The 23,991-nt window shown below is 67.6% G+C and carries 26 protein-coding genes and 1 pseudogene; 15 read left to right on the top strand and 12 right to left on the bottom strand.

Going from position 1 to position 23,991, the window contains the following annotated elements:
• Positions 1–182: 182 nt before the first annotated feature.
• Complete coding sequence (locus tag P5P27_RS00245) at positions 183–1,085, bottom strand: D-isomer specific 2-hydroxyacid dehydrogenase family protein (protein WP_278125849.1); 903 nt, start codon at positions 1,083–1,085, stop codon at positions 183–185.
• A gap of 133 nt (positions 1,086–1,218) precedes the next feature.
• Between P5P27_RS00245 and P5P27_RS00240 the strand changes: the two genes are divergently transcribed.
• Positions 1,219–2,640 (top strand): serine/threonine-protein kinase, encoded by a 1,422-nt coding sequence (locus P5P27_RS00240; RefSeq protein ID WP_278125847.1) that lies wholly within the window; start codon positions 1,219–1,221, stop codon positions 2,638–2,640.
• Between the two features lie 16 nt (positions 2,641–2,656).
• Here P5P27_RS00240 and P5P27_RS00235 read toward each other — a convergent pair whose 3' ends face one another.
• From P5P27_RS00235 to P5P27_RS00220, 4 genes and pseudogenes are all read right to left on the bottom strand, one after another.
• A complete protein-coding gene (locus P5P27_RS00235) occupies positions 2,657–3,412 on the bottom strand; it encodes a LysR family transcriptional regulator substrate-binding protein (protein WP_278125845.1) in 756 nt (251 codons plus the stop codon).
• A gap of 26 nt (positions 3,413–3,438) precedes the next feature.
• Entirely contained in the window at positions 3,439–3,951 is a 513-nt protein-coding gene (locus tag P5P27_RS00230; protein WP_278127475.1) for a TIGR03086 family metal-binding protein, read from the bottom strand.
• A 33-nt stretch (positions 3,952–3,984) separates the two neighbouring features.
• Positions 3,985–4,614: pseudogene (locus P5P27_RS00225) on the bottom strand (cysteine hydrolase family protein); the annotation flags it as partial.
• Positions 4,615–4,647: 33 nt separating this feature from the next.
• Positions 4,648–5,064, bottom strand: a complete 417-nt coding sequence (locus P5P27_RS00220) for a PaaI family thioesterase (protein ID WP_006897487.1) — start codon at positions 5,062–5,064, stop codon at positions 4,648–4,650.
• Positions 5,065–5,174: 110 nt separating this feature from the next.
• Here P5P27_RS00220 and P5P27_RS00215 point away from each other — a divergent pair, with 110 nt between their 5' ends.
• Positions 5,175–5,654 carry a winged helix-turn-helix transcriptional regulator gene (locus tag P5P27_RS00215; RefSeq protein WP_006897488.1) on the top strand — a complete coding sequence of 160 codons (480 nt, stop codon included), beginning with the start codon at positions 5,175–5,177 and terminating at the stop codon, positions 5,652–5,654.
• Positions 5,655–5,667: 13 nt separating this feature from the next.
• On the opposite strand, the gene P5P27_RS00210 is transcribed toward P5P27_RS00215, so the two are convergent.
• Entirely contained in the window at positions 5,668–6,792 is a 1,125-nt protein-coding gene (locus tag P5P27_RS00210) for a CaiB/BaiF CoA transferase family protein (RefSeq protein ID WP_278125841.1), read from the bottom strand.
• Positions 6,789–7,976: an acyl-CoA dehydrogenase family protein gene (locus P5P27_RS00205; protein ID WP_278125840.1), complete on the bottom strand. Its 1,188-nt coding sequence runs from the start codon at positions 7,974–7,976 to the stop codon at positions 6,789–6,791. Before P5P27_RS00205 ends, P5P27_RS00210 begins: the two co-directional genes overlap by 4 nt.
• Before the next feature lie 140 nt (positions 7,977–8,116).
• Here P5P27_RS00205 and P5P27_RS00200 point away from each other — a divergent pair, with 140 nt between their 5' ends.
• Positions 8,117–9,154 (top strand): LacI family DNA-binding transcriptional regulator, encoded by a 1,038-nt coding sequence (locus P5P27_RS00200; RefSeq protein WP_062366143.1) that lies wholly within the window; start codon positions 8,117–8,119, stop codon positions 9,152–9,154.
• A gap of 21 nt (positions 9,155–9,175) precedes the next feature.
• Here the strand turns inward: P5P27_RS00200 and P5P27_RS00195 are convergent, their stop codons facing one another.
• Genes P5P27_RS00195 through P5P27_RS00185 form a run of 3 tightly spaced genes read right to left on the bottom strand, consistent with a single transcriptional unit; the run spans position 9,176 to position 10,762 of the window.
• The gene (locus P5P27_RS00195; protein ID WP_082083923.1) at positions 9,176–9,547 is read right to left on the bottom strand and encodes an SRPBCC family protein; all 372 of its coding nucleotides are present in this window, start codon (positions 9,545–9,547) and stop codon (positions 9,176–9,178) included.
• Positions 9,544–10,038: an SRPBCC family protein gene (locus P5P27_RS00190; protein ID WP_062366140.1), complete on the bottom strand. Its 495-nt coding sequence runs from the start codon at positions 10,036–10,038 to the stop codon at positions 9,544–9,546. Before P5P27_RS00190 ends, P5P27_RS00195 begins: the two co-directional genes overlap by 4 nt.
• 31 nt (positions 10,039–10,069) lie before the next feature.
• Complete coding sequence (locus P5P27_RS00185; RefSeq protein ID WP_278125834.1) at positions 10,070–10,762, bottom strand: hypothetical protein; 693 nt, start codon at positions 10,760–10,762, stop codon at positions 10,070–10,072.
• Between the two features lie 136 nt (positions 10,763–10,898).
• On the opposite strand from P5P27_RS00185, the gene P5P27_RS00180 reads away from it, so the two are divergent.
• The 5 genes from P5P27_RS00180 to P5P27_RS00160 all read left to right on the top strand — a co-directional run bounded on the left by P5P27_RS00180 (position 10,899) and on the right by P5P27_RS00160 (position 15,505).
• Positions 10,899–11,795 (top strand): alpha/beta hydrolase, encoded by an 897-nt coding sequence (locus P5P27_RS00180; RefSeq protein WP_278125832.1) that lies wholly within the window; start codon positions 10,899–10,901, stop codon positions 11,793–11,795.
• 46 nt (positions 11,796–11,841) lie between these two features.
• Positions 11,842–12,690 (top strand): SDR family NAD(P)-dependent oxidoreductase, encoded by an 849-nt coding sequence (locus tag P5P27_RS00175; RefSeq protein WP_278125829.1) that lies wholly within the window; start codon positions 11,842–11,844, stop codon positions 12,688–12,690.
• A gap of 139 nt (positions 12,691–12,829) precedes the next feature.
• A complete protein-coding gene (locus P5P27_RS00170; RefSeq protein WP_278125828.1) occupies positions 12,830–13,474 on the top strand; it encodes a superoxide dismutase in 645 nt (214 codons plus the stop codon).
• On the top strand, positions 13,471–14,430 hold the full coding sequence (nrdF, locus tag P5P27_RS00165) for a class 1b ribonucleoside-diphosphate reductase subunit beta (protein ID WP_278125827.1): 960 nt from the start codon (positions 13,471–13,473) through the stop codon (positions 14,428–14,430). The genes P5P27_RS00170 and nrdF overlap by 4 nt, the downstream gene beginning before the upstream one ends.
• Positions 14,431–14,548: 118 nt before the next feature.
• Positions 14,549–15,505, top strand: a complete 957-nt coding sequence (locus tag P5P27_RS00160) for an NAD-dependent epimerase/dehydratase family protein (RefSeq protein WP_278125825.1) — start codon at positions 14,549–14,551, stop codon at positions 15,503–15,505.
• A 71-nt stretch (positions 15,506–15,576) separates the two neighbouring features.
• Here P5P27_RS00160 and P5P27_RS00155 read toward each other — a convergent pair whose 3' ends face one another.
• Together P5P27_RS00155 and P5P27_RS00150 are read right to left on the bottom strand one after the other, a co-directional pair.
• The gene (locus P5P27_RS00155) at positions 15,577–16,425 is read right to left on the bottom strand and encodes an SGNH/GDSL hydrolase family protein (RefSeq protein ID WP_222110902.1); all 849 of its coding nucleotides are present in this window, start codon (positions 16,423–16,425) and stop codon (positions 15,577–15,579) included.
• A gap of 179 nt (positions 16,426–16,604) precedes the next feature.
• On the bottom strand, positions 16,605–17,288 hold the full coding sequence (locus P5P27_RS00150; RefSeq protein WP_222110903.1) for a type 1 glutamine amidotransferase domain-containing protein: 684 nt from the start codon (positions 17,286–17,288) through the stop codon (positions 16,605–16,607).
• Between the two features lie 214 nt (positions 17,289–17,502).
• Between P5P27_RS00150 and P5P27_RS00145 the strand changes: the two genes are divergently transcribed.
• From P5P27_RS00145 to P5P27_RS00115, 7 genes are all read left to right on the top strand, one after another.
• On the top strand, positions 17,503–18,087 hold the full coding sequence (locus tag P5P27_RS00145) for a TetR/AcrR family transcriptional regulator (protein ID WP_278125821.1): 585 nt from the start codon (positions 17,503–17,505) through the stop codon (positions 18,085–18,087).
• A 128-nt stretch (positions 18,088–18,215) separates the two neighbouring features.
• Positions 18,216–19,130 carry an acetoacetate decarboxylase family protein gene (locus tag P5P27_RS00140; RefSeq protein ID WP_278125819.1) on the top strand — a complete coding sequence of 305 codons (915 nt, stop codon included), beginning with the start codon at positions 18,216–18,218 and terminating at the stop codon, positions 19,128–19,130.
• Positions 19,131–19,206: 76 nt separating this feature from the next.
• Positions 19,207–20,016, top strand: a complete 810-nt coding sequence (locus tag P5P27_RS00135) for an SDR family NAD(P)-dependent oxidoreductase (RefSeq protein WP_278125817.1) — start codon at positions 19,207–19,209, stop codon at positions 20,014–20,016.
• Between the two features lie 17 nt (positions 20,017–20,033).
• On the top strand, positions 20,034–20,996 hold the full coding sequence (locus P5P27_RS00130; protein ID WP_278127474.1) for an NAD(P)H-quinone oxidoreductase: 963 nt from the start codon (positions 20,034–20,036) through the stop codon (positions 20,994–20,996).
• Between the two features lie 64 nt (positions 20,997–21,060).
• Entirely contained in the window at positions 21,061–22,434 is a 1,374-nt protein-coding gene (locus P5P27_RS00125; RefSeq protein ID WP_278125815.1) for a YhgE/Pip domain-containing protein, read from the top strand.
• Positions 22,431–22,841 (top strand): PPOX class F420-dependent oxidoreductase, encoded by a 411-nt coding sequence (locus P5P27_RS00120; protein ID WP_278125813.1) that lies wholly within the window; start codon positions 22,431–22,433, stop codon positions 22,839–22,841. Before P5P27_RS00125 ends, P5P27_RS00120 begins: the two co-directional genes overlap by 4 nt.
• 162 nt (positions 22,842–23,003) lie before the next feature.
• Complete coding sequence (locus tag P5P27_RS00115; RefSeq protein ID WP_278125811.1) at positions 23,004–23,972, top strand: alpha/beta hydrolase; 969 nt, start codon at positions 23,004–23,006, stop codon at positions 23,970–23,972.
• Positions 23,973–23,991 lie beyond the last annotated feature (19 nt).

Genomic DNA, 23,991 nt, shown 5'->3' with positions numbered 1-23,991 from the left:
GCAGCCTTCATATAGGCCAGTTGAGCGAGCGCAGCGAGTCGAAACCCTCCCGACCCAGCGACCTCCAACAGGCCAGTTGAGCGACCTCCAACAGGCCAGTTGAGCAGCCTTCAACAGGCTGGTTGAGCGAGCGCAGCGAGTCGAAACCCCACCGACCGCCACACCCACACTCACCGACCCCCTCAGTACCCCGCATCCGGCTCGACCACCGCCAGCAGCTCCTCGCCCGCTTCGAACCGCCGGATGTTCTCCGCGAGGAAGGGCGCCATCTCGCGCGTGAGCCCGGACGCCGGATTGGCCACGTGCGGGGTGATGATGACGTTGGGCAGCGACCAGAGCGGGTCGTCGTCCGCGGGCGGTTCCGGATCGGTGACGTCGAGCGCCGCGCCCGCGATCACTCCCTCCGACAACGCCCGGTGAAGAGCAGCCTGATCGATCAGCGGCCCGCGGGCGATGTTGACGACCCAGCTGTGCGGGTGCAGTCTGCCGAGGGTCTCGTCGTTGAGCAGGTGACGGGTATCCGGAGTGTCGGGTGCGGCGAGCACCACGTGGTCGGTCCGCTCCCACACCTCGTCCATTCGGTCGGCGGGCAGCGTCAGCTCAGCGCCTTCGACGGCGCGGCCGCTGCGGTTGACGGCGATCACCGAGGCGCCGCACGCCGCCAGACGCGGCGTCAGTTCGCGCCCGATCCCGCCCGCACCGATGATCGCGACCGTCGCACCCCGCAGTGTCCGGACGGCCGGGTCGATCCGTTCCTTCGCCCACCCGTCCCGGACCGCCGTGGTGATCTGCCGCAGCCCGGCCAACAGCAACGCGAGGGCGTGTTCGGCGACGCCCGCTGCGTAGAAGCCCGAGGCGTTGGTCCAGAGTCGACGGCCGTCCAAGACGCCGGCGTCGACGAAGCGTTCGATACCGGCGGTACTGAGCGCCACCCAGCGGACGGCGTCGCCGAGTTGCGGGAAGCCGTCCGGCCCGCCGATCCAGACGAGAGCCTCGGCGTCGTCGAGCCCGGTCACCTCACTTCCGGCTCCGGTCACCGCCTCCGACAGGTGCCGGTCCACAACCGGTTCGATCGCGATCTTCACGAGCGCCTCCTCAATCTCCGGTCCCACGGTAGACCGAATGCTCTGTTCCGATCACGCGTGCCATTCGTTCGATTCACCATCGGCTCGCATGGCACACTTGCCCGGTCGATGCTGCGACCGAAAAGAGCACTTCATGGAGATGACGGAAATCGCCGGGTACAGGATCCTGCGCACTCTCGGCGCCGGCGGGATGGGACAGGTGTTTCTCGTCGAGCATCCCCGTCTGCCGCGTCGTGATGCATTGAAACTGCTCGACGCGGGTGTCTCGAGGAACAGCGAGTTCAAAGCCAGGTTCCAGCGTGAGGCGGATCTTCTGGCCCAACTGTCACACCCGAACATCGTTACGCTGTACGACCGCGGCGAGTACGACGGCCGTCTCTGGGCCACCATGGAGTTCGTCGAAGGCACCGATGCCGGCCAGTTGCTCGAATCGACTGGCCCGCTGTCGCCTACCCGAGTGATGTCTCTAGTCGCGAGCGCAGGGTCAGCGCTCGACTACGCGTGGCGTAAGCAGCGGATCACCCACCGCGACGTGAAGCCCGCGAACATCCTTCTCGCGATCGACGATCACGACACCGTCGAGGCAGTGAAGCTCGCCGATTTCGGCATCGCCAAAGCGGCCGAAGAGACGACGACCTTGACCTCCACCGGAATCACCGTCGGCACCTTGGCGTATATGAGCCCGGAAGCGATTGAGGGCGCGGAAATCGACAACCGATCAGACATCTACTCACTCGGTTGTACCGCGTTCCATTTGTTCTCTGGTCAGGCTCCCTTCACAGGTAAGACTATGACCGCGCTGATGTCGGCTCATTTGAACGGTGAGCCGCCCAGCCTCTCGAAGGTCGCCCCGCATCTGCCGGCGACGTTGGATTCGGTGTTCACTCGAGTCCTGTCGCGAGAGCCCGACTCGCGATACTCGAGCTGTGCCGAATTCGTGGCTGCGTTGTCCGATGCGATGGATGGCAGAACGACGCCGCTGACCGGTCCGGCCTACGCCCAGACGATTGTCGGAACGCACCCGGGTCCAGGGCGCCATCCGCACCACCGATCGTCGTCGCGCCGGAACCGATGGATCACGGCGGTCTCGGCACTCGCCGCGACCGCGGTCCTCGCAGTCGGTGGAGCCGCCGCGTACGCGTACTTCCAGCAACGGGACGAGACGCCGACAGCTTCGGCACCCATCACACAGACCACACAGACCACGGTCACGACGCACGTCACGTCCACGCCAGCGACCACCGCCGCTCCTGCGATCGCCACGGTCTACGAGCAGGTCACGCCGACCGAGGAGCCCGAACCCGTGACCGTCACGCCCGAACCCGTCGAAGGGCAGGAGTGCGGGTTGGATCAGTTCGGTGACATCTCCGCTGACGGCACACTGTTCTGCAGCGCAGAGAACGGCGCGTGGACCGACCGTACACACCAGTCTCGTCCTGCTGTGACGTACGGTACTGAGTGTTCCGAACCCGGGGCGCGCGCCCGGATCAGCGGTACCGACGCAATCGCAACCTGTGAGTCCGACACTGACGGGACTCTGACCTGGGGCTACTAGACTCCGACCCTCATCGTTACCGCCGACCGCGTCGTGCGGCCTTACCGAAGTTCTTGCCTGCGATCTTGCCCGCCGCCTCGCGGTTCGCCCGCTTGGCGGCAGCCTTCTCCTTCGCGGTCCGCTTGGGCTGCGGCTCCCTGCCGCGCGACGAGTTCGCCCCGCGACCACGGACGAGTCCGACGAATTCGTCGGCGAGTTGGGACGTGGGCGACGGCCAGACCAGTCCCACCCGGCTGACGGGGGCGTCGAGCAGCGGCCGGTAGACGAGGTCGCGGCGATGGTGCAGCCGGGCCAGCGACTGCGGCACGGCGAGCAGTCCGGTGCCGGCCGCCACGAGTTCGATCGCGTCGGCGGTGGTCGCCGGACGGTGGTCGAGCAACGGCCCGGGCCACCGATCCCAGGTGAGGGCGTCGTCGAGGGGCGACAGAAAGGTCTCGTCGGCGACGTCGTCGGCGCGCAACTCGTCCGCCAGGGTCAGGTAGTGGTCCTTCGGAACCACGACCACCGTGGTCTCGACGTACAGATCGATGGTGTGATGGGGTCCGGGATCGACGGCGTCGAGGGCCTCCGGCAAGCGTGTGACGGCCGCGTCGACCGCGCCGTCGGCGAGCAGCCGCACGCTGTCGGACACACTGCACGCCACCAACTCGAGCGGCACGTCGGCGAACCGTTCGCGCCATTTGCGTTCCCATTTCGCCGGCGTGACGCCGGGGACGTACGCCAGACGGAAGCGGCGGTGCGCAGCGGCGTTCTCGGCCGAGTCGGGAGTCACGGGGAAAGACTATCGGGGCCGGGCGGTCACGCGCCGCGTCCGGCGACGGCGAGCAGCCGGTCGGCGGGGTGATCGGAGGCGGCGGGCAGCTCCGGACCGAACAACCCGAGCGCGCGAAGGTCCTCGATGATGGGCGTGCCCACATCGAGCAGGTGAGCGACCAGTTCCGCCGGGGGCGACCATTCCACGCCGAGCGCGTCGGCGAGGTCCTTGCTGTGCAGGGTCAGTTCCAGCAGCCGCAGATGCATCAGCGAGGCGCCGGTGCGCCGCCCGGCCCGGTGATCGACGAGCGCGGTCAGATCCGCGTGCTCGGCCGCCTCCCGCAGTCGGTGCTCCTGTTCCCAGAAGCTGCCGACAGCATCGGCGCCGATGTAGTCGACGCCGCGGGTAGCCGCCGTGTCCGCCGCGCTGCCGCCGTCGAGCAGGATGGCGTACCGCTGCGCACCGCCCGCGACATGGTCGACGAGCTGTCGGACCGTCCAGTCGCCGCAGCCGCCGGCGCGGTCGAGATCGCCGTCGACCCGCTCCAGCAACTCCACCCACAGCGTCTCCGCGGAACCGAGCAGTTCGTCGCCGGCCAGTGCCGCGACCACCTCGTCGGCGGTGCGCAGCTGCACGCCGATCGACTCCAGATCGGCCAGCCGAGCCGGCGTGACCTGCGAGGTCGCGTCGGAGATCAGGACGGTGCGGTAATCGAGTTCCGAGGCGTCGAAGAGGGTGGCCCGGGGGCAGTTGGGCAGATTGCAGCCCGCGACCACCACGGTGCTCACGTCGTGGTCACCGAGCAGCGAGTCGAGGGGCGTGCGGAAGAACGCCGACCACCGGGGCTTGTACACCACGTACTCCGCAGCGCCGATCTGCTGCACCGCACCGAATCGCAGTGAATCCCAATCGAACTCGACGGGACCGGGCAGCAGATCTGGGGGAATCTCAGCTCCCGGAGTGCCCGGCGCGACGACCGCGTCACCGGCCTCTACCGCGGCGCGCCGGAGCAGGTCGACGTCGCTCTCCCCCGGGCGGTACGACCGCACGATGTGGACCACCGGCCGGCCGAGCCGACGGAACTCCGCGACCGCCGCCGTCATCGCCGGAATGGCTTCGCGCGTACCCGGCACAGCGGCCGGGCCGTCGACGAAGTCCCGCTGGACGTCGATGAGCACCAGCGCCGCGTCGGCCCAGTCGGGAACGAGGTAGTCGGCCACGTCATCGATGGTCGCACAGCGCTGCGCAGAGCGTCAGTCGCCCGCCGGCAGCGGAATGTTCTGAAGGCGCAGCTGCCCGCGGGCGAGATCCTTGCCGGTGGCCTCGTCGCTGATCCGGACGAGCCAGAGCTGCTGCGTGCGGCCCTGAACGATCGGTTCGGCGACCACCCGCGCACGAGTGCCTCGCGACGACCGCAGGAAGTCCGTCGAATTGTTCAGCCCCACCGCGAACTGCCCGCGGTCGGCCACGGCCACGCTGGCGCCGATGCTGCCCGCGCTTTCGACGATGGCCGCGTACACGCCGCCGTGGACCACACCGAACGGCGTGTGGTGCCGCTCGTCGAGATCGGCGTATCCCTCCACGCGAGTGCCGGAGGCCTCGGTGACGACGAGCCCGGAAGCGTCCATGAACTCGCTCGACGTCGACGGAATCGGTGCGGTGTCGGTCATCGTGTCTCTCCTGCGATCGATGTCGGCGACACGTCGCCGCTGACTTCTGATAGAGAAGTTAGATCGCCGATCGACTGACTGTCAACATCGAAGCCAGCTAGACTGGCGACGTGGACTGGCTGGATTTCGACACCGACAACTGCTCCGTCCAGCGCACGCTCGACGTCATCGGCGACCGCTGGAGCGTGCTCGTGCTCCGCGAGGTGTTCAACGGCGTGCGCCGGTTCGACCGCATCAAGCAGCACACCGGGATCTCCGACTCGGTCCTGTCCGACCGTCTGCGCAGGCTCCTCGACGCCGGCGTGCTGGTGGCCTCCGAGTATCGGGAGCCGGGGTCGCGGCGCCGGAAGGAGTATCGACTCACCGACGCCGGGCTCGACCTTCAGCCGGTGCTGATCTCCATGCTCCGGTGGGGCGACAAGCACCGCGCCGACCCGGCGGGCCCGTCGCTGAACGTGGTGCACCGCGGGTGCGGCGCTCCGGTGCGCACCGAGATCGTCTGCGACGCCGGGCACCCCGTGCCCCAGCGCGAGGTGCGCAATGAACCGGGTCCGGGTGCACGCAAGCGCGCCACCGGGCCCGTCGCCTGACGAATCCGCGCCGTCAGGCCTCTCCCAGCTCCGGCGGAGCGCTCCGATAGACCGGCGGCGTCTCCGACATCCGGATCGGATTGGCCACCGTCCTGACCGGCGCGTCGCGCCGCGCGTCGTCGACCTGCGCGATCGGTTCCAGTCCGAGCCGATCGGCCAGTGCGAACGCCTCGGCGATGTCGTTGACCGGTCCGCATGGGACTCCGACCGCCGCGAATCGGGTGAACCAGCCGTCGGCGGTGTCGGCGCGCAGCAACTCGGTGAGTTCGTCGATGAGCGACTCGCGATTGGCGACGCGGTCGGAGTTGGTGGCGAACCGCGGATCGTCGGCCATCCCGGGGGCGCCGAGTTCGGCGGTCAGCGCGGAGAACTGGCGGTCGTTGCCGACCGCGAGGATCAGGGGACGGTCGGCCGTCGGGAACGGCTGATACGGCACCACACTCGGATGCAGGTTGCCCATGGCCCGCGGGACCACACCCGCGCCGACGTATCCCGAACCCTGATTGGCCAGTGCCGACAGCAGCGACGACAGCAGGTTCACCTCCACCCGCTGGCCTCGGCCGGTGCGGTCACGGTGGCGCAGTGCCGACAGGATGCCGACGGCCGCGTGCAGACCGGTCACCACGTCGACCAGCGCGACGCCGACCTTCGTCGGCTCCTCCGGCGACGCGCCGGTGATGCTCATCAGACCGCCGACGGCCTGCACCAAGAGGTCGTATCCAGGCAGGTCGTTGTGTCCGCCGAAGCCGGTGATCGAGCAGTAGACGACGCCGGGGTTGACCGCGGCGACTTCGGAATAGCCCAGACCCAGCCGGTCCATGACTCCCGGCAGGAAGTTCTCGACCACCACGTCGGCCCGTGCGACGAGGTCCCGAGCCGAGGCGAGATCGTCGGCGTCGCGCAGATCGAGCGCGAGCGAGGACTTGTTGCGGTTCACCGCCTGGAAGTACGTCGCCTGCCCGCCCGCGTACGGCGGCCCCCACGACCGCGTGTCGTCGCCCGAACCCGGCCGTTCGATCTTCACCACCTCGGCGCCGAGGTCGGCGAGGAGCATGGTCGCGTAGGGCCCGGCGAGCACTCGGCCGAAGTCGGCGATCAGCAGCCCGTCGAGGGCTCCGCCAGCGCCGTCGCCCGTCACCGGAAGGCGGCTTCGCCGGTCAGGGCGCGGCCGATGGTGAGCTGGTGGACCTCGGACGTGCCCTCGTAGGTGAGCACGGACTCGAGATTGTTGGCATGCCGGATCACCGGGTACTCCAGGGTGATCCCGTTGGCGGCGAGGATGGTGCGGCATTCGCGGGCGATCTTGATCGCCTCCCGGCAGTTGTTGAGCTTTCCGAGACTCACCTGGGCCGGCTCCACCTCACCGGCGTCCTTGAGCCGGCCGAGCTGGTAGGCGAGCAGGTGCCCCTTGCCGACCTCGAGCGCCATGTCGGCCAGTTTGGCCTGGGTGAGCTGGTAGGCGGCCAGCGGCTTGTCGAACACCCGGCGGGTCGACGCGTACTCGATCGCGGTCTCCAGGCAGTCGCGGGCGGCGCCGATGGAGCCGAAGATGATCCCGAAGCGCGCCTCGTTGAGACAGCTCAGCGGACCGCTCAGACCCGCCGCCTCGGGCAGCATCGCCGATTCGGGCAGACGCACGTCCTCCAGGACCAGCTCCGAGGTCACCGATGCGCGTAGCGACATCTTGGCGCGGATCTCCGGCGCCGAGAATCCGGGCGTGTCGGTCGGGACGACGAAGCCGCGGATCCCCCGGGCGCCCTGCGCCAGGTCGGTCTTGGCCCACACCACCGCGACGTCGGCCACCGAACCGTTCGTGATCCACATCTTGGCGCCGTTGAGCACCCAGTCGGAGCCGTCGCGGACCGCCCGCGTGCGCATGCCGCCCGGATCGGACCCGAAATCCGGTTCGGTGAGCCCGAAGCAGCCGAGCGCGTCGCCCGCCGCCATCTGCGGCAGCCACTGCTTCTTCTGCTCCTCACTGCCCCAGTGATGGATGGCGAACATCGCGAGCGAGCCCTGCACCGAGACCAGCGAACGGATGCCCGAGTCGATCGCCTCGAGCTCCAGGCACGCCAGGCCGTAGGTCACCGCACTCATTCCCGCACAGCCGTAACCGTCGAGGTGCATGCCGAGCACCCCGAGGCCGCCCAGTTCCTTGGCCAGTTCGCGCGCCGGGATCCGCGCCTCGTCGAACCAGCCCGCGATGTGCGGCCGGATCCTCTCCGCGCCGAACTTCCGGACGGTGTCGCGGATCGCCTTCTCCTCGTCGGAGAGCAGTCCGTCGAGGGCGAAGAGTTCGGTGACGGTGCGGGTGTCGACCATGAGGATTCTCCTGAGTTCGGGGACGACGTGGCTGCAATGCTTTGCGCAATCGATTGCATATGGTGGAGTGAGAGTATCCATCACGGCGGCGAGCCGTCAATGCCCATCGACGTCAATGCCCATCGACGAGGACCCACCCGATGACAGATCACTCCGGCCCGCGCCGCACGCGCCCGCCGACGATGAAAGAGATCGCCGAACGTGCCGGTGTGCACGTCTCCACGGTCTCGCGGGTACTGCGGCAGACCGAACCGGTCGACGGATGGTCCGAGGCGGCCAAGCGCGTCCGCGAGGTGGCGCAGGAACTCGGCTATCAGCCCAACCTGTGGGCCGCGAGCCTGCGCACCCGGCGCACCACGACCATCGGCGCGGTGATGCCGCGGCTCACCGACGGCGTGGTCGCGACCGTCTACCAGGGCGTGGAGCAGGCCGCACGCGAAGCCTCGTACTCGGTGCTCCTGTCCAGCCCGCCCGACGACCCCGACGCGCAGCGACAGGCGATCGAACTGCTCACGGGCCGTCAGGTGGACGGTCTGATCCTCAGCAGTCTGCACAGCCCGGCGGCCGAGTTCGTCCGCCGATTGAAGCTCACCGTCCCCGCGGTGGCGTTGAACCGCCATGCCGGGTCGGGCCTGCCCTTCGCCGGCGGCGACGACCGTCTCGGCGGCGCGCTCGCCGGGCGGCATCTGCTCGACTGCGGATACCGGCGCATCGCGGCGGTGGGCGGTCCACTGTTCGCGACGACCGGCCACGACCGGCTGTCGGGCTTCCTCGACGCGATGAGCGACGCGGGCGTCCGCATCCCCGACCATCGCATCGCGCACGCTCGAATGGATGTGCAGGGCGGGATCGACGCGGCCCGCTCACTGCTCACCCGCGACGACCGGCCCGACGCCGTCTTCTGCGTCAGCGACACCATGGCGATCGGCCTGCTCGGCGTGGCCCGCGACCTGCGTCTGTCCATCCCCGGCGATCTCGGCGTCGTCGGCTACAACGACATCCCGGTGGCCGCACAGCTCCCCGTCCCGCTGACCACCGTCGTCACGCCCGCACACGAGATCGGTGCAGCGGGAGTGCGCCTACTGCTCGGGATGGTCACCGGCACCGACCCCCAACCGGACGACGTCCGGCTCCCGGTCCGGTTGGTCGTGCGGGGGTCGACGGCGCAGCAGCGTTGACGGGTTCGTCGACGGGTGACATCACTGCCCGTAGCTGTATCGGAGCCCGGCGAAGAGCAACTCGTTGACTCGCTTGCGCATATGACCGGTCAACGATGCGTCCGGCACCTCGCCTGTGACATCGAGCCGCCACGTCAGCCGAGTCCCGCTGCCGCGCGAGGCGAGCTCGAACTCGATTCGGGCGTCCGGGCGCCTCTTCCAGATCGACGACCAGATCACCCGATGTTCGGAAGCGACGATCGTCACTCCTGGAACCGCTTCGTCGTCCAGGAGGCTCAGCCACGGACGCGCGGGCTGTCGTTTCGGATCGATCAAGTCCTCGAACACCGCCCGAGGCGGCGCCGGCAGGTCGCGGGTCCGCTCGCCGATGACGGTCCGAAGCGGCTCGATCACTCCGGACGGCCGTCACCGGGTGCGTCCTCCGACGCCGTCTTGATCCAAGCCAGCGTCGCGGACACGTGCTCGGAGAGTTCATCGGTATGGCGTTCGATACCGCCGAGCAGGACGCGGGCGAACAGCCGTGCGGTGGCCGACGCACCGTCGGGCATCTGGCGACGCTCGCGGAGCACGGTCCCGTCACCGTCGGCGGTCAAGGTGTAGGTCCACACCGCTCCGCTCGATCGCGTATGCCACGCGATCTCCCGGCCGATGTCGAACGTCGTCACGGTGTTGACCGTCGGCCAGAGCGCCAGACCGTTCCGGTTCCATCCGACGAACGTCTCGCCGGCGCGCAGCGGTCCGCGACGACGGCGGGTGGTGGCGAAGAGTTCCGGACTCGCCTGCGTCATCGTCCGGGGATCGATCAGCAGCGACCACACTCGATCAGGTGCCGCGTGGATGCGGATCGACTCGTCCAGGTCGCGCTCAGCACGTTCGGGGTTCACAGTTCGACCATAGAGGCCGCGAGCGCGGCGTTCAGTAGCAGAAGCCGCATTCACCCGATGTCGAGAGCACGGTGAAGCAGTTCGGGCACAGCTTGGGCTTGGGCTCTTCCGGCTTCGGGTCGGCTTTGGGTTTGGCCTTGGCCTTCTTCGGCTTCGGTTCGGCCGCGGCCGCGGGCTTCGTTCCCGGCGCAGCGGACTTGGCCGCCTTCGCCGGCGACTTGGCCGCCTTGGGCGGTCGTGCCGGACCGCGAGCGGCGCGCTTCTCCGCTACCCGGGGAGCCAGCGTCGGGCGGGCACCCGCCGAGATCGTCGCGCCGAAGAACTCGTAGCAGCGGAACCGCACATGCGCCGCATCCGAGTCGAGATCGGCGGGGACGGACCGGCCCGCGACACCGAGCGCATGCGCGTAAGCATCACCGGCTGTCTGGTCGAGCAGCACACACAGCGACGCCAGGAGCGGTTCGCCGTCGTCCTGCCCCTCGGTGACGGCGCCGAGGAGATCGGCGATCCACTTGCGCACCGGAGCGCCGGCCTTGATGCCGGTCTGGCTCTGAACCTGGAATCCCAGCTCAGCCTGGGTGATGAGGGAGCCGTACACGCGCGCGGTCTCGATCAAGGCCTCCCGGGCCGCGACGGCCCACGCGGCGAGGGCGTCGGAGAACGGAACGGGGATTTCGCCGGTCACCCGCCATGCGGGGACTCTCGTGTCGTCGTCGGAGTGCACCCGAAAACGCTACGGCGTCACGCCCCGATAGTCGAATCGCCGGTCCGGGCGGAGCAGCACCGCTCGGACCATCGGCGAAGACAATCCACAGTTGGAATCACTTCCATATTTGGATCTCATTCTATATCGTCGGAGCATGCCTCGAAACGATGTGACCTTTCCTTCGACCGGCGGAACCTGCGCCGGCTGGCTGTACGAGCCCGCCGACGCGGTCGGTACACCCGGGCCGATCATCGTCATGGCGCACGGTCTCGCCGGCGTGAAGGAGATGCGGCTCGACGCCTTCGCGGACCGCTTCGCCGCCGCCGGATACCGATGCCTGGTCTTCGACTACCGGCACTTCGGCGCCAGTAGCGGTGAGCCACGCCAACTGCTCGACATCGGCAGCCAGCTCGACGACTGGCGCGCGGCGATCGCGTACGCGCGGACTCTGGACGACGTCGATCCCGAGCGGGTGGTGATCTGGGGCACGTCCTTCGGCGGCGGCCACGTGATCCATACCGCCGCGCGTGATCACCGCATCGCCGCAGTCATCGCGCAGTGCCCCTTCACCGACGGACTGGCGTCGTCGATGGCGATTCCGCCGGTCACATCCGCCAAGGTCACCGCACTCGCGGTGCGCGACCTGATCGGCGCCCGCCTCGGACGCACGTCGATCATGGTGCCTAGTTACGGGCCGCCGGGGTCGACAGCCCTGATGACCGCACCGGATTCGGCACCGGGAGTGGAGGCCCTCATGCCGCCCGGCGCCGACATCAGGTCCGACGTGGCGGCTCGCTTCGCGCTCGACATCATCAGGTACTTTCCGGGTCACGACGCGGGCCGGGTCAGCTGTCCGATCCATTTCGCCGTCTGCGAGAACGACACGGTCGCTCCGACTCGCGCCACCCTGCGTCACGCCGCGAAGGCGCCCAAGGGTGAGATCCGGATCCAGCGAGGCGGCCACTTCGACATCTACGTCGGGGACGACTTCGAGACCAACGTCGCACAACAACTCGCATTCCTCGCCGAGCACGTTCCCGCCGGCGACTGACCCGCCCACCGCCACACCCACCGCACCACCAGTTCAGGAGTTTCGAATGTCCCGCTACCAGCTCGCCGGCCGCACCGTTCTCATCACCGGATCCACCGGAGGCCTCGGGTCGGCCGTCGCCCGTGCACTGCGCGACCGCGGCGCCAACCTCGCCCTCGTCGACCTCGACGCCGATCTCGCCCAGCGCCAGGCCTCCGAGCTCGGCCCCGAGACTGTCGCACGCGGCTGGTCCGCCGACGTACGCGACCTGGACAGCCTGCAGTCCGCGGTCGATGCGGCCGCCGAGCACTTCGGCCGCATCGACGTCGTGATCGCCAATGCGGGCGTCGGATCGATGGCGCCGCTCGAGACGATCGACCCCGCGGCCTGGGAACGGATCATCGACATCAACCTCAACGGCGTGTGGCGCACGTTCCGGGCCGCACTTCCGCATGTCAAGTCCGAGCGCGGATACATGCTGGCCGTCTCCTCGATGGCGGCGTTCGTGCACTCTCCGCTCAACGGCCCCTATGTGGCGAGCAAGGCCGGCGTCTGGGCCCTGTGCGATGCGACCCGTCTCGAAGTGCGTCATCACGGTGTCGGTGTCGGCAGCGTGCACCCGACCTTCTTCAAGACGCCGATGATGGACGACGTGCATTCCGATCCCGCGGGCAACACGCTCTGGGGAGGGAACAAGAGCGGACTGTGGAAGATGATTCCGCTGGAGACGGTGGTCGACGCCTTGGTCCGCGGCATCGAGCGGCGTGAAGATCTGATCGTCCCGACGCGAACGAACGCGCTCGCGGCGCGGATCCCCGGGCTGGTCCGGCCCTTCGTCGACCGTTTCGGGTTCCGCGGCACCACCATTCCGGATGCGATGGCTCAGGCGTCGACATCCGGCTGGATCAGCCGCTGACACCGGCTCCCGCTCAAGGCCTATTCACTAGCGTACGAACAATAGAGAGACGCCGTGTTGAATTAACTTGTTCGGGCACCCGAATCCTCGCTAGGGTGGCGTGACGTACGAGAGTCACGCTCAACGAGGAGAGTCACCGGTGCCCGTCTACCACCTGCCCGATCTGCCCTACGACTACGGCGATCTCGAACCCGCCATCAGCGGCGAGATCATGGAGTTGCATCACGGCGCGCACCATGCCGCCTACGTCAAGGGAGCCAACACCACGCTCGAGCGGATCGAACAGGCTCGGGCCGAGCGCGACTTCTCGAATCTCCCCGGGTTGGAGCGCGCGATGGCGTTCCATCTGGCTGGACACATCCTGCACTCGATGTTCTGGACCAACCTGTCGCCGGAAGGCGGCGGCCGGCCCGCCGGCGCACTTGCGGCCGCGATCGACGAGTACTTCGGCGACTTCGACTCATTCCAGGCCGAGATGAACGCCGCCGCCGCGAGCGTGCAGGGAGCCGGCTGGGCGGCCCTGTCGTGGGACCCGCTCGGCGTACGGCTGGTGGTGACTCAGATCCACGATCACCACATCACCGTCGCACCGACGACCACCCCGATTCTCGTCTTCGACACGTGGGAGCATGCGTTCTACCTCCAGTACCGCAACGTCAAGACCGATTACATCGACCGGCTGTGGTCGTTGATCGACTGGTCCGACGTCGCCGACCGCTTCGAGGTCGCGCGGCGCGGCACCGCTACGTCGTTCCTCACTCCGGCCACCGGAGCCACGGAATGAGCACCTCACCGCTGGAGGCGATCAATTGGAACGACATCGCCGATCAGCGGGACCTGGACGTCTGGAACCGACTGACCGCTAACTTCTGGCTTCCCGAGAAGGTGCCGCTGTCGAACGACCTGCCCAGCTGGGGCACCCTGAGCCGCGAGCAGCAGACGCTGACGATCCGGGTGTTCACCGGCCTGACACTGCTCGACACCATGCAGGGCACCGTCGGCTGCATCGAGATGCTGGCCGACTCCGTCACGCCGCACGAAGAAGCCGTGTACACGAATATGGCGTTCATGGAGTCGGTGCACGCGAAGAGCTACAGTTCCATCTTCTCCACCCTGTGCTCCACACCGGAGATCACCGAGGCCTTCGCATGGTCGCGCGAGAACACATATCTGCAGCGCAAGGCTCGCATCGTGCACGACTACTATCGCGGCGACGACCCGCTGAAGAAGAAGATCAGCTCGGTGATGCTGGAGTCGTTCATGTTCTACAGCGGCTTCTACCTGCCTCTGCACTGGGCGGCGCGATCGATCCTCACCAATACCGCCGACATCATCCGTCTGATCATCCGGGATGAAGCAGTCCACGGCTACTACATCGGATACAAGTTCCAGCGCGGCGTGCAGGACGCCGACCGCGCGCGGCGCACCGAACTCGCCGACTTCGCCTACTCCATGCTCACCGATCTGTACGACAACGAGGTCGATTACGCACACGATCTGTACGACGGACTCGGGATGACCGAGCCGGTTCTTCCCTACATGCGCTACAACGCCAATAAGGCACTGTCGAATCTCGGACTCGATCCGTTGTTCCCGCCCGACCAGTGTCGCGTACCCGCCGAGATCATGTCCGCACTCGATCCGGGCGCCGCCGAGAACCACGATTTCTTCTCCGGCTCGGGAAGCAGCTACGTCATCGGCTCCCAGCAGCCGACCACCGACGCCGACTGGGATTTCTGAACCGACGCCCACGCATGGCCGCGTTGACAGCGATCGGGGCCGAGCCTACGATGATGTAATCAGTGCATACATATCGGTGGCCTCGTCTAACAGGCGGCCGGCGGAAGGACATTCGGCGATGACGCAGACGATTCTGGGGGCGAACGGTCAGATAGCGATCGAGTTGGCGCGTGAGTTGCGGCGCTCATACACCGACGACCTTCGGCTCGTCAGCCGGAACCCACGCAAGGTGGACGCCGCAGACCGGGTTGTGAGCGCCGATCTGCTCGACGCCGAGCAGACCGCGAAGGCGGTTGCCGGCAGTGAGATCGTGTACTTCACCGCCGGTCTCCCCGCGAACACGCATCTCTGGGAGACCCAGTTCCCGACGATGCTGCGCAATGCGCTGGGCGCCGCCGAGGCCGCGGGAGCGAAGTTCGCCTACTTCGACAACACGTACATGTATCCGCAGGACGACCGCGTGCAGACCGAGAGCACTCCGTTCGCTCCCGTCGGCCGCAAGGGTCGAGTCCGCGCCGACATGGCCACGATGGTGCTGGACGAGATCGCACGGCGCGACATCCCCGCCCTCATCGCCCGCGCACCGGAGTTCTACGGCCCCGGGCGTACACAGGGGTTCACCAACTCACTGGTCATCGACCGGATCAAGGCGGGAAAGACGCCGCTGGTCCCGGTGCGGGCCGACCGTGCGCGCACCCTCATCTGGACACCCGACGCGAGCCGCGCACTCGCCGCCCTCGGCAACGCACCGGACGCTTACGGCCAGACCTGGCACCTCCCGGTCGACCACAGTCACCCCACCTACCGGGAATTCGTTCACATGGCCGCCGACACCTTCGGCGCGCCCGACCGGTACACCGTCATCCCGAAATGGGCTCTCACCGCCATCGGCACCGTCAGCCCGCAGGTGCGGGAGATCCGGGAGTTGCTGCCCCGCTACGCGCACGACAACGTCTTCGACGCTTCGAAGTTCGCCGAGCGCTTCCCGGATTTCCGCATCACCACGTATCGCGAGGGCCTGGGCGCGATCCGCGCCGAGTCGGCGGACCGGCCGGACCCGGCCGGCCACCGCTGAGCCGACGACGCTGGGCCGACAACACTGAGCCGGCAGCGTCGCGGCGGCCCGAGCGCTCGTCCCGAACGTCGTCAGCTACGGAAGGCCGCGGCGATCAGATCGGCGGTGTACTGCCGTCCGGCGAGCGTCGGGTGGATCGGTACGCCGTCGTCCTTCGGCCCGACCCCGGTCATCGAGACATATCGCTGCCCGTCGGGGGCACACATGTCGTGTCCGGCCTGTTGATCGTCCGCCACAGTGAATCCCGCACGCTTCGCGGCACCGATGATCGTCGCATTCAGCTTGTTCTCGGCCCTGTTCGCGAAGGCGACCGCATCGCGTCCCATCAGGCCGTCGACGAAACATCCGCGCGGATCACCGGGAAGGACACGCAGGTACGGCAGCACGACGACCTTCGCATTAGGCGCCGCGGTGCGGATCGCAGCGTACACCGTGTCGAGTCTGTGTCCGAGACGGTCGATCTTGGCCATTGTCGCCTCCCGGAACTGCGTATTGCACAACGCCCCGATCAAGCAGTTCGCCATCAGTCCGCCGAAGATCATCTCATCGTTGCCGCCGATCGAGACCGACACATAACGGGTCTTTCCGCTCAACCCGTTCAATTGACGTCCCTTGGGCGTGTTCTTGAGGACGTCTGCGGTCTCGGCGCCACTGCACGCCCAGTCCGCGAAGCTCACGCGGAGTCGTTTCGCGACCAGATGGCCGACGTCGTCGGGCGCCTGGCTGCAGGACGGTGTCGGGTTTCCTCGGCTGCCGTACAGGTCCGCCAGTGCGCCGGCCGCCACGTACGAATCGCCGATCGAGACGTACTGCGCCCCGCGCGGTCCGAGGTCGGAAGCGGCGGAAGCGGCCGGAGCCGCGAGCCCGCCTCCGACGAGCAAAAGTGCGGAAGCCAGCGCTGCCGAGGCGAATCGTTTCATCACATCTCCTTCTCGATGCCACCGATCGACCGAAGGAATAGCCCTGAATCACATTCGACGTCGATGGTCGCCTATGTCACCACCGATGAGAATAGACATTCGTTACTCGCCGGTACAAGAGTTTGGTACCAATCAGTACCGCCCTACCGGCGAGCTGCGGCCACCCGCCACCGCGCCGATCAGAGAAGAGCGGCTACCTTCTCTGCAGTCTCCTTAGCCGAACCCGGATTCTGTCCGGTCACGAGATTGCCGTCGACGACCGCATAGGAGACGAAGGGCAACTTCGCCTTCTCGTACAGAGCTCCGCGTTCTTTGCAGCGCTCCTCGGCGTTGTACGGCACGAGCTTGTCGACTCGGGCGAGCACTTCCTCCCGCCAAGCGAACCCGGTCATCCTCCGGCCGGCGATGAGATACGAACCGTCGGACAGTCTGGTGTTGAGCAGACCGCAATATCCGTGACAGACGGACGAGACGATGCCGCCGCGCTCGAAGATCTCCCTGGTGATCCGCTGGAGTCCTTCACTGTCGGGAAAGTCGTACATCACGGCGTGACCGCCGGTGAAATAGATCGCGTCGAAATCCACGGAGTCGACGTCCTCCGGGCTCAGCGTGTTCTCCAGGAGAGCCATCCGCGCGGGGTCGGCCCGCCACGCTTTGGCCGTCTTGTCATAGTTGGGGAACTTGAGCGCCCGCGGCTCGAGAGGCACCGCGCCGCCCTTGGGACTCACCAGAACCTGTTCGAAGCCCGCGTCTTCGAAGACGTGCCAGGCGTGAGTGAGTTCGGAGAGCCAGAGGCCGGTCTTGCGTGAGGGATCGTCGTAGTGACCCACATTGGTGACGACGTTGACGATGCGCTTCGACATGGGGCAATGCCTCCCGGTAGATCGCCCGACAATCGGGATCGATTGGTGAATCTCGCGCACTCCGCGCCGAGCTCGTCGCCGGACACCGACATGTGCACGCCGCTTACATTATTGCTTCCGACCAAGGCCGTCAACGGAATGGGCCGATTCGATCGACGGAGCGAGGAGCCGACGCACCGATCGAGACACACTGTCCGCTTGGTACCGTTGGAGTATGCAATCGCGTTCGGCGTATCACCACGGCGACCTGCCTGCGACGCTCGTACGCACCGCGATCGAGCTGCTCGACGAGAACGGATCAGAGGCCGATCTCTCCCTGCGCGCCGTCGCCCGAAGCGCGGGAGTCTCCACCGGTGCACCGTACCGGCACTTCGCCGACCGCAACGCACTTCTCTCCGCAGTGGCCGCCGTCGGTTACCGGGACCTGGCCACGGCCCTGGAAGCCGCGCACCCGTCTCCGCGCGACCCGTCCGACTTGGGCGAGATCGCTGTGGCGTACGTGCAATTCGCGATCACCCGCCCCGGACTGTTCCGCGTCATGTTCGGCGGAGTGTGCGACGCCGACAGCCCCGAACGCGTCGACGCGGTTGAAGCCATCAACGCCTACCTGCTCGACATCGTGACGCGCACCATGCCGTCCGATACGCCGGAAACGGTGGCGACCGGCGCCTGGGCACTGGTCCACGGCCTGGCCTTCCTCTTCCTCGACGGCAAGCTCGACTCCTCGTCGAGCGAGTTCGTCTCGTCGACCGTCCGGTCGGTCGTCACGGCGACGCTCCGCGCCCGCACCGAAGCCTGACCGGAACCCCTTTCACCTCGCACCTCACCCATATCGCCGGGGCGACTCGCGCGACCCGTGGACAGTGCCGCAGTCGAGGTCTATGCTCATGTAAGCAACGCATACATGACGACGGAAGCGAGAACCCGATGAGCACACCAGCCGAAGACACCGTCGAGGTCGATCTGGGCGGCAGGACCGTCACGGTTCCCAGGGGAGGCTTGTTCGACCGTTATCGCATGGATACCCCGCTCGACGAGGTCGCGGACGACCCGCGCGTTCCCGGCGTCGACTTCTTCCGCGCACTCCCCAAGACGCAGGTCGAATCACCCATCGGTCCCACGCGTACGCCGAACTTCTACTACTCGATGTCGTCCGCCCGACTCACGATGCTCGCGCCGAGCAGCGCCATCCGTAAGCGGCTCCCCGATCAGCTGTCACCTCTCGAAATCGCCCCCGGCCTCGGCGTCGCATCCCTGATGCTGTTTCGCTACGACGTGTGCGACATCGACTTCTACACCGAAGCGGCCGTCGGCGTGGCGGTGCGCCCCGCCCGCAACGGTGGTCGCCGGACCGCCCTGGCCGACGTGATCGCCGCACTCGGAGACGATCATCTCCACACTTACGTGCTGTCGCTCCCGGTGAACACTGAGATCGCCCAGGTCCGCGGCCACGACGGGTACGGATTCCCGAAATGGGTCACCGACCTCGACGTCGACATCGACGACGCCCGCACCAGCGCACGGATCGCCAACAGCGACGGCGGGATCGACCTCGAGTTCTCCGCCCGCACACCGAAGCAGAAGACCCACGCGAGCGGCGAGAAGGTCTCCACCCTGACCTCGTACACCCAGCGCGACGGCGCCTGGCATTCCACGTTGAATCAGACCAACGTCCTCCGGTCGGGCGGCGCACGGTTCCCGAGCGGGCTCGATCTGACTCTCGGGACGGGCCGACTGTCGGACGACCTGCGATCGCTCAAGCCGATCCGCGCGATCCAGTTCGACGTGAACACCTCCGCGCAGGCGGCCCTGCACATGCCTGTCCCCTTCTCCGTTCGTTGAACGGCCGAGCCATGACCATTCACCACACCGTGCGACCGCAGAACGAAACACGCCGCCTGCCGAAGGGAGGCCGGTCATGATCGGCGGATTCAACCATCGAGATCCGGGGCGCTACCAGGGAACGACGACACTGATCACCGGCGCGAGTTCCGGCCTCGGCGCCGAGTTCGCCGCACAGCTCGCACGCCGCGGCTCCAACGTGGTGCTGGTGGCACGTCGTGAGGAACGACTCCGCGAGCTGGCCGCACGGCTCGAACGCACTCACCGCATCACGGCGACTGTCATCGCGATGGATCTGCTGCGGTCCGACGCGGCGCCGGCCCTGAGCGCCGCGCTCACCGAGCGCGGAATCACGATCGATTCGTTGATCAACAACGCCGGTTTCGGGATCAAGGGAGCGTTCGCGGAGAACGACCCGACTGCCCTGGCCGACATGGTCACGCTGAATGTCTCGACGCTGACGGCGCTCACCCGGGAGTTCCTGCCTCACCTGCGCTCAAGCGGACGTGGCGTACTGATCAACATCGCGAGCACGGCCGCACATCAGCCCACCCCCGGGATGGCGGCGTACGGCGCGTCGAAAGCCTATGTCCTCTCGCTGACCGAGGCGCTCGCCTACGAGTCGCGCGATTCCGGGCTCAGGGTTCTGTGCCTGAGCCCGGGACCCACGAGGACGGAGTTCTTCGACGTGGTCGGTACCGAAGACGCTGCGGTCGGCCGCTTCCAGACACCCGCGCAGGTGGTCTCGAACGCGCTGGCCGAACTCGACCGTTCCCATCCCCGAGCCGGAATCGTCTCCGGCCGGATCAACGCGATCAGTGCTGTCGCAGCCCGGCTCGCGCCTCGCTCGGTCGCCACCGCCATCGCGGGTAAGGCATTGAAATGACCGAGATTCCGAAGACCATGCGCGCCATCGTCGTCGACGACGAGCAGAACCTCGTGCTCGACGGTGTCGCCACTCCAGTCCCCGCCGAGGGCGAGGTCCTCGTACGCGTCGCCGCCGCCGGCATCAATCGAGCCGACCTCATGCAGCGCCAGGGACTCTATCCGCCGCCGCCGGGCATCACCGACATCATGGGCATGGAGATCTCGGGGACGGTCGCGGCGCTGGGGCCCGGAGTGGGCGACGTGGCAGTGGGCCAGGAGGTGTGTGCCCTCATCGCCGGCGGCGGGTACGCCCAGTACGCCGTCGTCCCCGCAACACAACTGCTGCCGGTTCCCGCCGGGGTGCCGCTCATCGACGCGGCCGCACTGCCCGAGGTGGCCAGTACCGTCTGGTCGACGATCGTCATGGACGCCGGGCTCCGGGCCGGAGAACTGTTCTTGGTGCACGGCGGCGGCAGCGGCATCGGCACGCACGCCATCCAGGTCGCGAAGGCGATCGGCGCCCGTGTCGCGGTCACCGTCGGCTCCGCGGGCAAGGCCGAGCGTGCCCGCGAACTCGGTGCCGACATCGTCATCAACTACCGGGAACAGGACTTCGCCGCCGAACTCTCCGGGCAGGTCGACGTGATCCTCGACATCATGGGCGGCAGCTACCTCTCGCGAAACATCGACGCGCTGAGTGTCGGCGGTCGTCTCGTCGTCATCGGCATGCAGGGCGGGCTCACCGGCGAGGTGAACGTCGGCGCACTGATCGGCAAACGCGCACGAGTGATCGGCTTGAACGTGCGGAACCGGCCGCTCACCGGACCGGGGTCGAAGGCCGACATCGTCGCGGCCGTGACCGCCGACGAGTGGCCGCTCGTCGAGCAGGGGCTGATCGCACCGGTCATCTCCGCCACTCTCCCCCTCGCCGAAGCCGACCGGGGGCAGACTCTGCTGGAGTCCAAGGACTCCGTCGGCAAGGTGCTCCTGCTCCCCTGATCCGTCCGCTCATCCAGTGGTGAGCGAACGATGCGATCACCCATGACCTCAAGGAGTTCCGCCCGTGAGCGAGAACCGTTCCACCGACCCCGCGCACCCGCAGGACGTCCCCGCGACGCGGGTCACCGGCGAGCCCGCGACCCGGCGCTTCCTCTGGCATCCCCGGACCTGGATCGCCGCCGTCGTGCTCGTCATCGGGTTGGGCTTCGCGATACCCGCGGTGTATCTCGGCGGCACCCTCGATCCCCAGGGCGACCTCGAGGACCTGCCCGTGGCGCTGGTCGTCACCCCGCAGACTGTCCAATTCGGAGGGCAGAGCCCGGCAGGGCGCGTGGCCGACGAGATCGCACGCCACGTCGACCCGCAGAAGATCGCTCTGCAGCGGCTGCCGGGTGACGAAGCGGATGCCCGCATGCGCGACGGCTCGATCGTCGGCATCATCAGAATCCCCGCAGACTTCGACGCGCAGCTTGCGGCGCTGACCGGGCCGGGGCCCGGCGAACCCGCGAACGCCACCGTCCACCTCGACACCACGTCGCGGGCGGGCGCGATGACCACCGGCCTGTTCACCGGCAACGTGACCCCGGTGGTCGAAGCCGTGCGCACCGCCTTCGGCAGGCAACTCCTCGCGTCGGCCGGTTCTGCCCCGAACGTCGCGGCTGCCACGGCGCTCGCCACCCCGTTCTCGATCTCCACCGCTGCGCTCGACCCTCTCCCGTCCCACACTGGGCTCGGCACCAGCGTCTTCTATCTCGCGATCGTGCTGATCATCGTTGCGTTCATCGGTGCCTCGGCGATCCATCCGCTGATCGACACCGCCGTCGGGTTCCTACCCCAGGAGACCGGGCCGCGGGTTCGCCGTAACCCCTACCGACACCTGTCTCGGATGCGCACGCTGATCGCCAAATGGCTGGTCATGATCGGCGTGGCTCCGGCGACCGCGGGCGCCGTACTGCTCATCGCGGGCCCGGTCCTGGGCATGCCGATGGCCAGACCGCTGGACCTGTGGCTGTTCTCGACCGCCGCGCTGATCGCGGTCGGACTCGGTGCGCTCACTGTGTTCGCCGTCTTCGGTTCCTTCGGTCCGCTGGTGAACACCTTCCTCTTCGTGGCCCTGGCGATGACGTCCTCCGGAGGCGCGATCCCGCTGGAAGCGACCCCCGCCTTCTTCCGGACGATAGCGCCGGTGGAACCGATGCGAGCCATCGTCGACGGTCTGCGCTCGATGCTCTATCTGGATTCGAGTCCGGGTTCGGGCCTCGGTCACGCCTGGGTGTATCTGGGCGTCCTCACCGCCGTCAGCGTGATCGTCGGACTCACCGCGACGCGGTTGTTCGACCGCGTGCCGGCCTTCACCCGCCATCCCGATGACCCCGTACGCACAGCGGTCCGACCTCCCGAGCCCGCCACCGAAGAAACGACGAAAGGCGCGTCATGAACGCATTCGATCCCGCCCGCTCCCGCTACGTCTCCGTCGCGACCTTCCGGAAGTCGGGTGAGCGCGTGGCCACCCCGGTGTGGACGGTCCCGCTCGACGACGGCCGGATCGGCGTGGTCACCGCACCCGAATCGGGGAAGGCCAAGCGGCTGCGCAATGATTCTCGGGTAGAGCTCACCGAATGCGACGTCCGCGGCCGGATCGGGCCCGACGCTGTCACTCTGACCGGCCGGGCGACGATCACCGTCGGCGGGGCGGAACTCGATCGGGCACGGCGGGCCCTGCGCACCAAGTACGGAGTTCAGGCCGTCGTCGTCGGTGCATGGAGTTCGATCAAGGCGAAGCTGACGCGCCGCCCGCTCGGCGAGGCCGTCCTGGTCATCACGCTCGACGAAGCACTCCGATAGCCCGCGCGATCCGGAGTCGGGCACGTCGGCGATTCTCCTCGCCGGAAGGTCTACCGCTCGATCATCCACGGTGATAGCGTCGCAGGTGTCCACATGTAAGCAATGTCGACATCGTGGACTCCGGCACGCACCAGAACATCCGACACGCTGAACGGAGTTGTCATGTCCGAACTGCCCCCGCCGATCACCCCGGTCCTCGAACCCGCCGCCAAGGAGTTGGCCGACGCGACCGACCCGCACCCCCGGATCTACGAGGTGCCGCCCGAAGAGGGCAGAAAGATCCTGTCCGACCTGCAGGCCAACCCGGATGTGCCGCGACCCGACGTGGACGAGGAGTGGGTCGAGGTGGATGCGGGCGAGTGGGGAACAGTGAGGACGCGCATCATCCGGCGCCGCGGCGAGACCGGGCCGCTGCCGGTCCTGGTCTACATCCACGGTGCCGGCTGGGTTTTCGGCGACGATCAGACCCACGACAGGCTGTTCCGCGAACTGACCGTCGGAGCGGGCGCCGTAGGAGTCTTCCCGGTGTACGACCGCGCCCCCGAACACGGCTACCCGACCCAGGTGGAACAGAACTACGCCGTCGGCCGATGGATTCTCGAGAACGGCGCGTCGTACGGCATGGACACCAGCCGGATCGCGGTGACCGGCGAGTCCGTCGGCGGCTGCATGTCGGCGGTGTTCGCGCTGATGAACAAGGACCGCGGCGGAATCGACCTCAAAGCACAGGCGCTGCTCTACCCGGTCACCAATGCCGACTTCGACACCCCGTCGTACCTGCAGTTCGCCGAGGGCTACTACCTGACGCGCGACGGGATGAAGTGGTTCTGGGACGCGTACACCACCGACCCCGCACAACGCGCCGAGAAGTACGCGTCACCGCTCCAGGCGAGTCTCGACGAACTCGAGGGACTTCCGCCGACACTCGTGATCACCGACGAGGCGGACGTGTTGCGCGACGAGGGCGAGCAGTACGCGAACAAACTGCGTGAAGCCGGGGTCGACGTCACTTCCGTCCGCGTCGCGGGCATGGTGCACGACTTCCTGCTGCTCGACAGCCTGCGCGACACCAAGGCCGCCATCGTCGCCCGGAAACTGACGATCGACTTCCTCCGGGACGCGCTGAACTGACCGAGTGAGGGATGATCAG

This window comes from Gordonia sihwensis, from assembly GCF_029632925.1.
GTDB lineage: Bacteria > Actinomycetota > Actinomycetes > Mycobacteriales > Mycobacteriaceae > Gordonia > Gordonia sihwensis.
The sequence above is the reverse complement of the archived record's forward strand: the minus strand, read 5'-3'. Positions and strand labels throughout refer to the sequence as shown.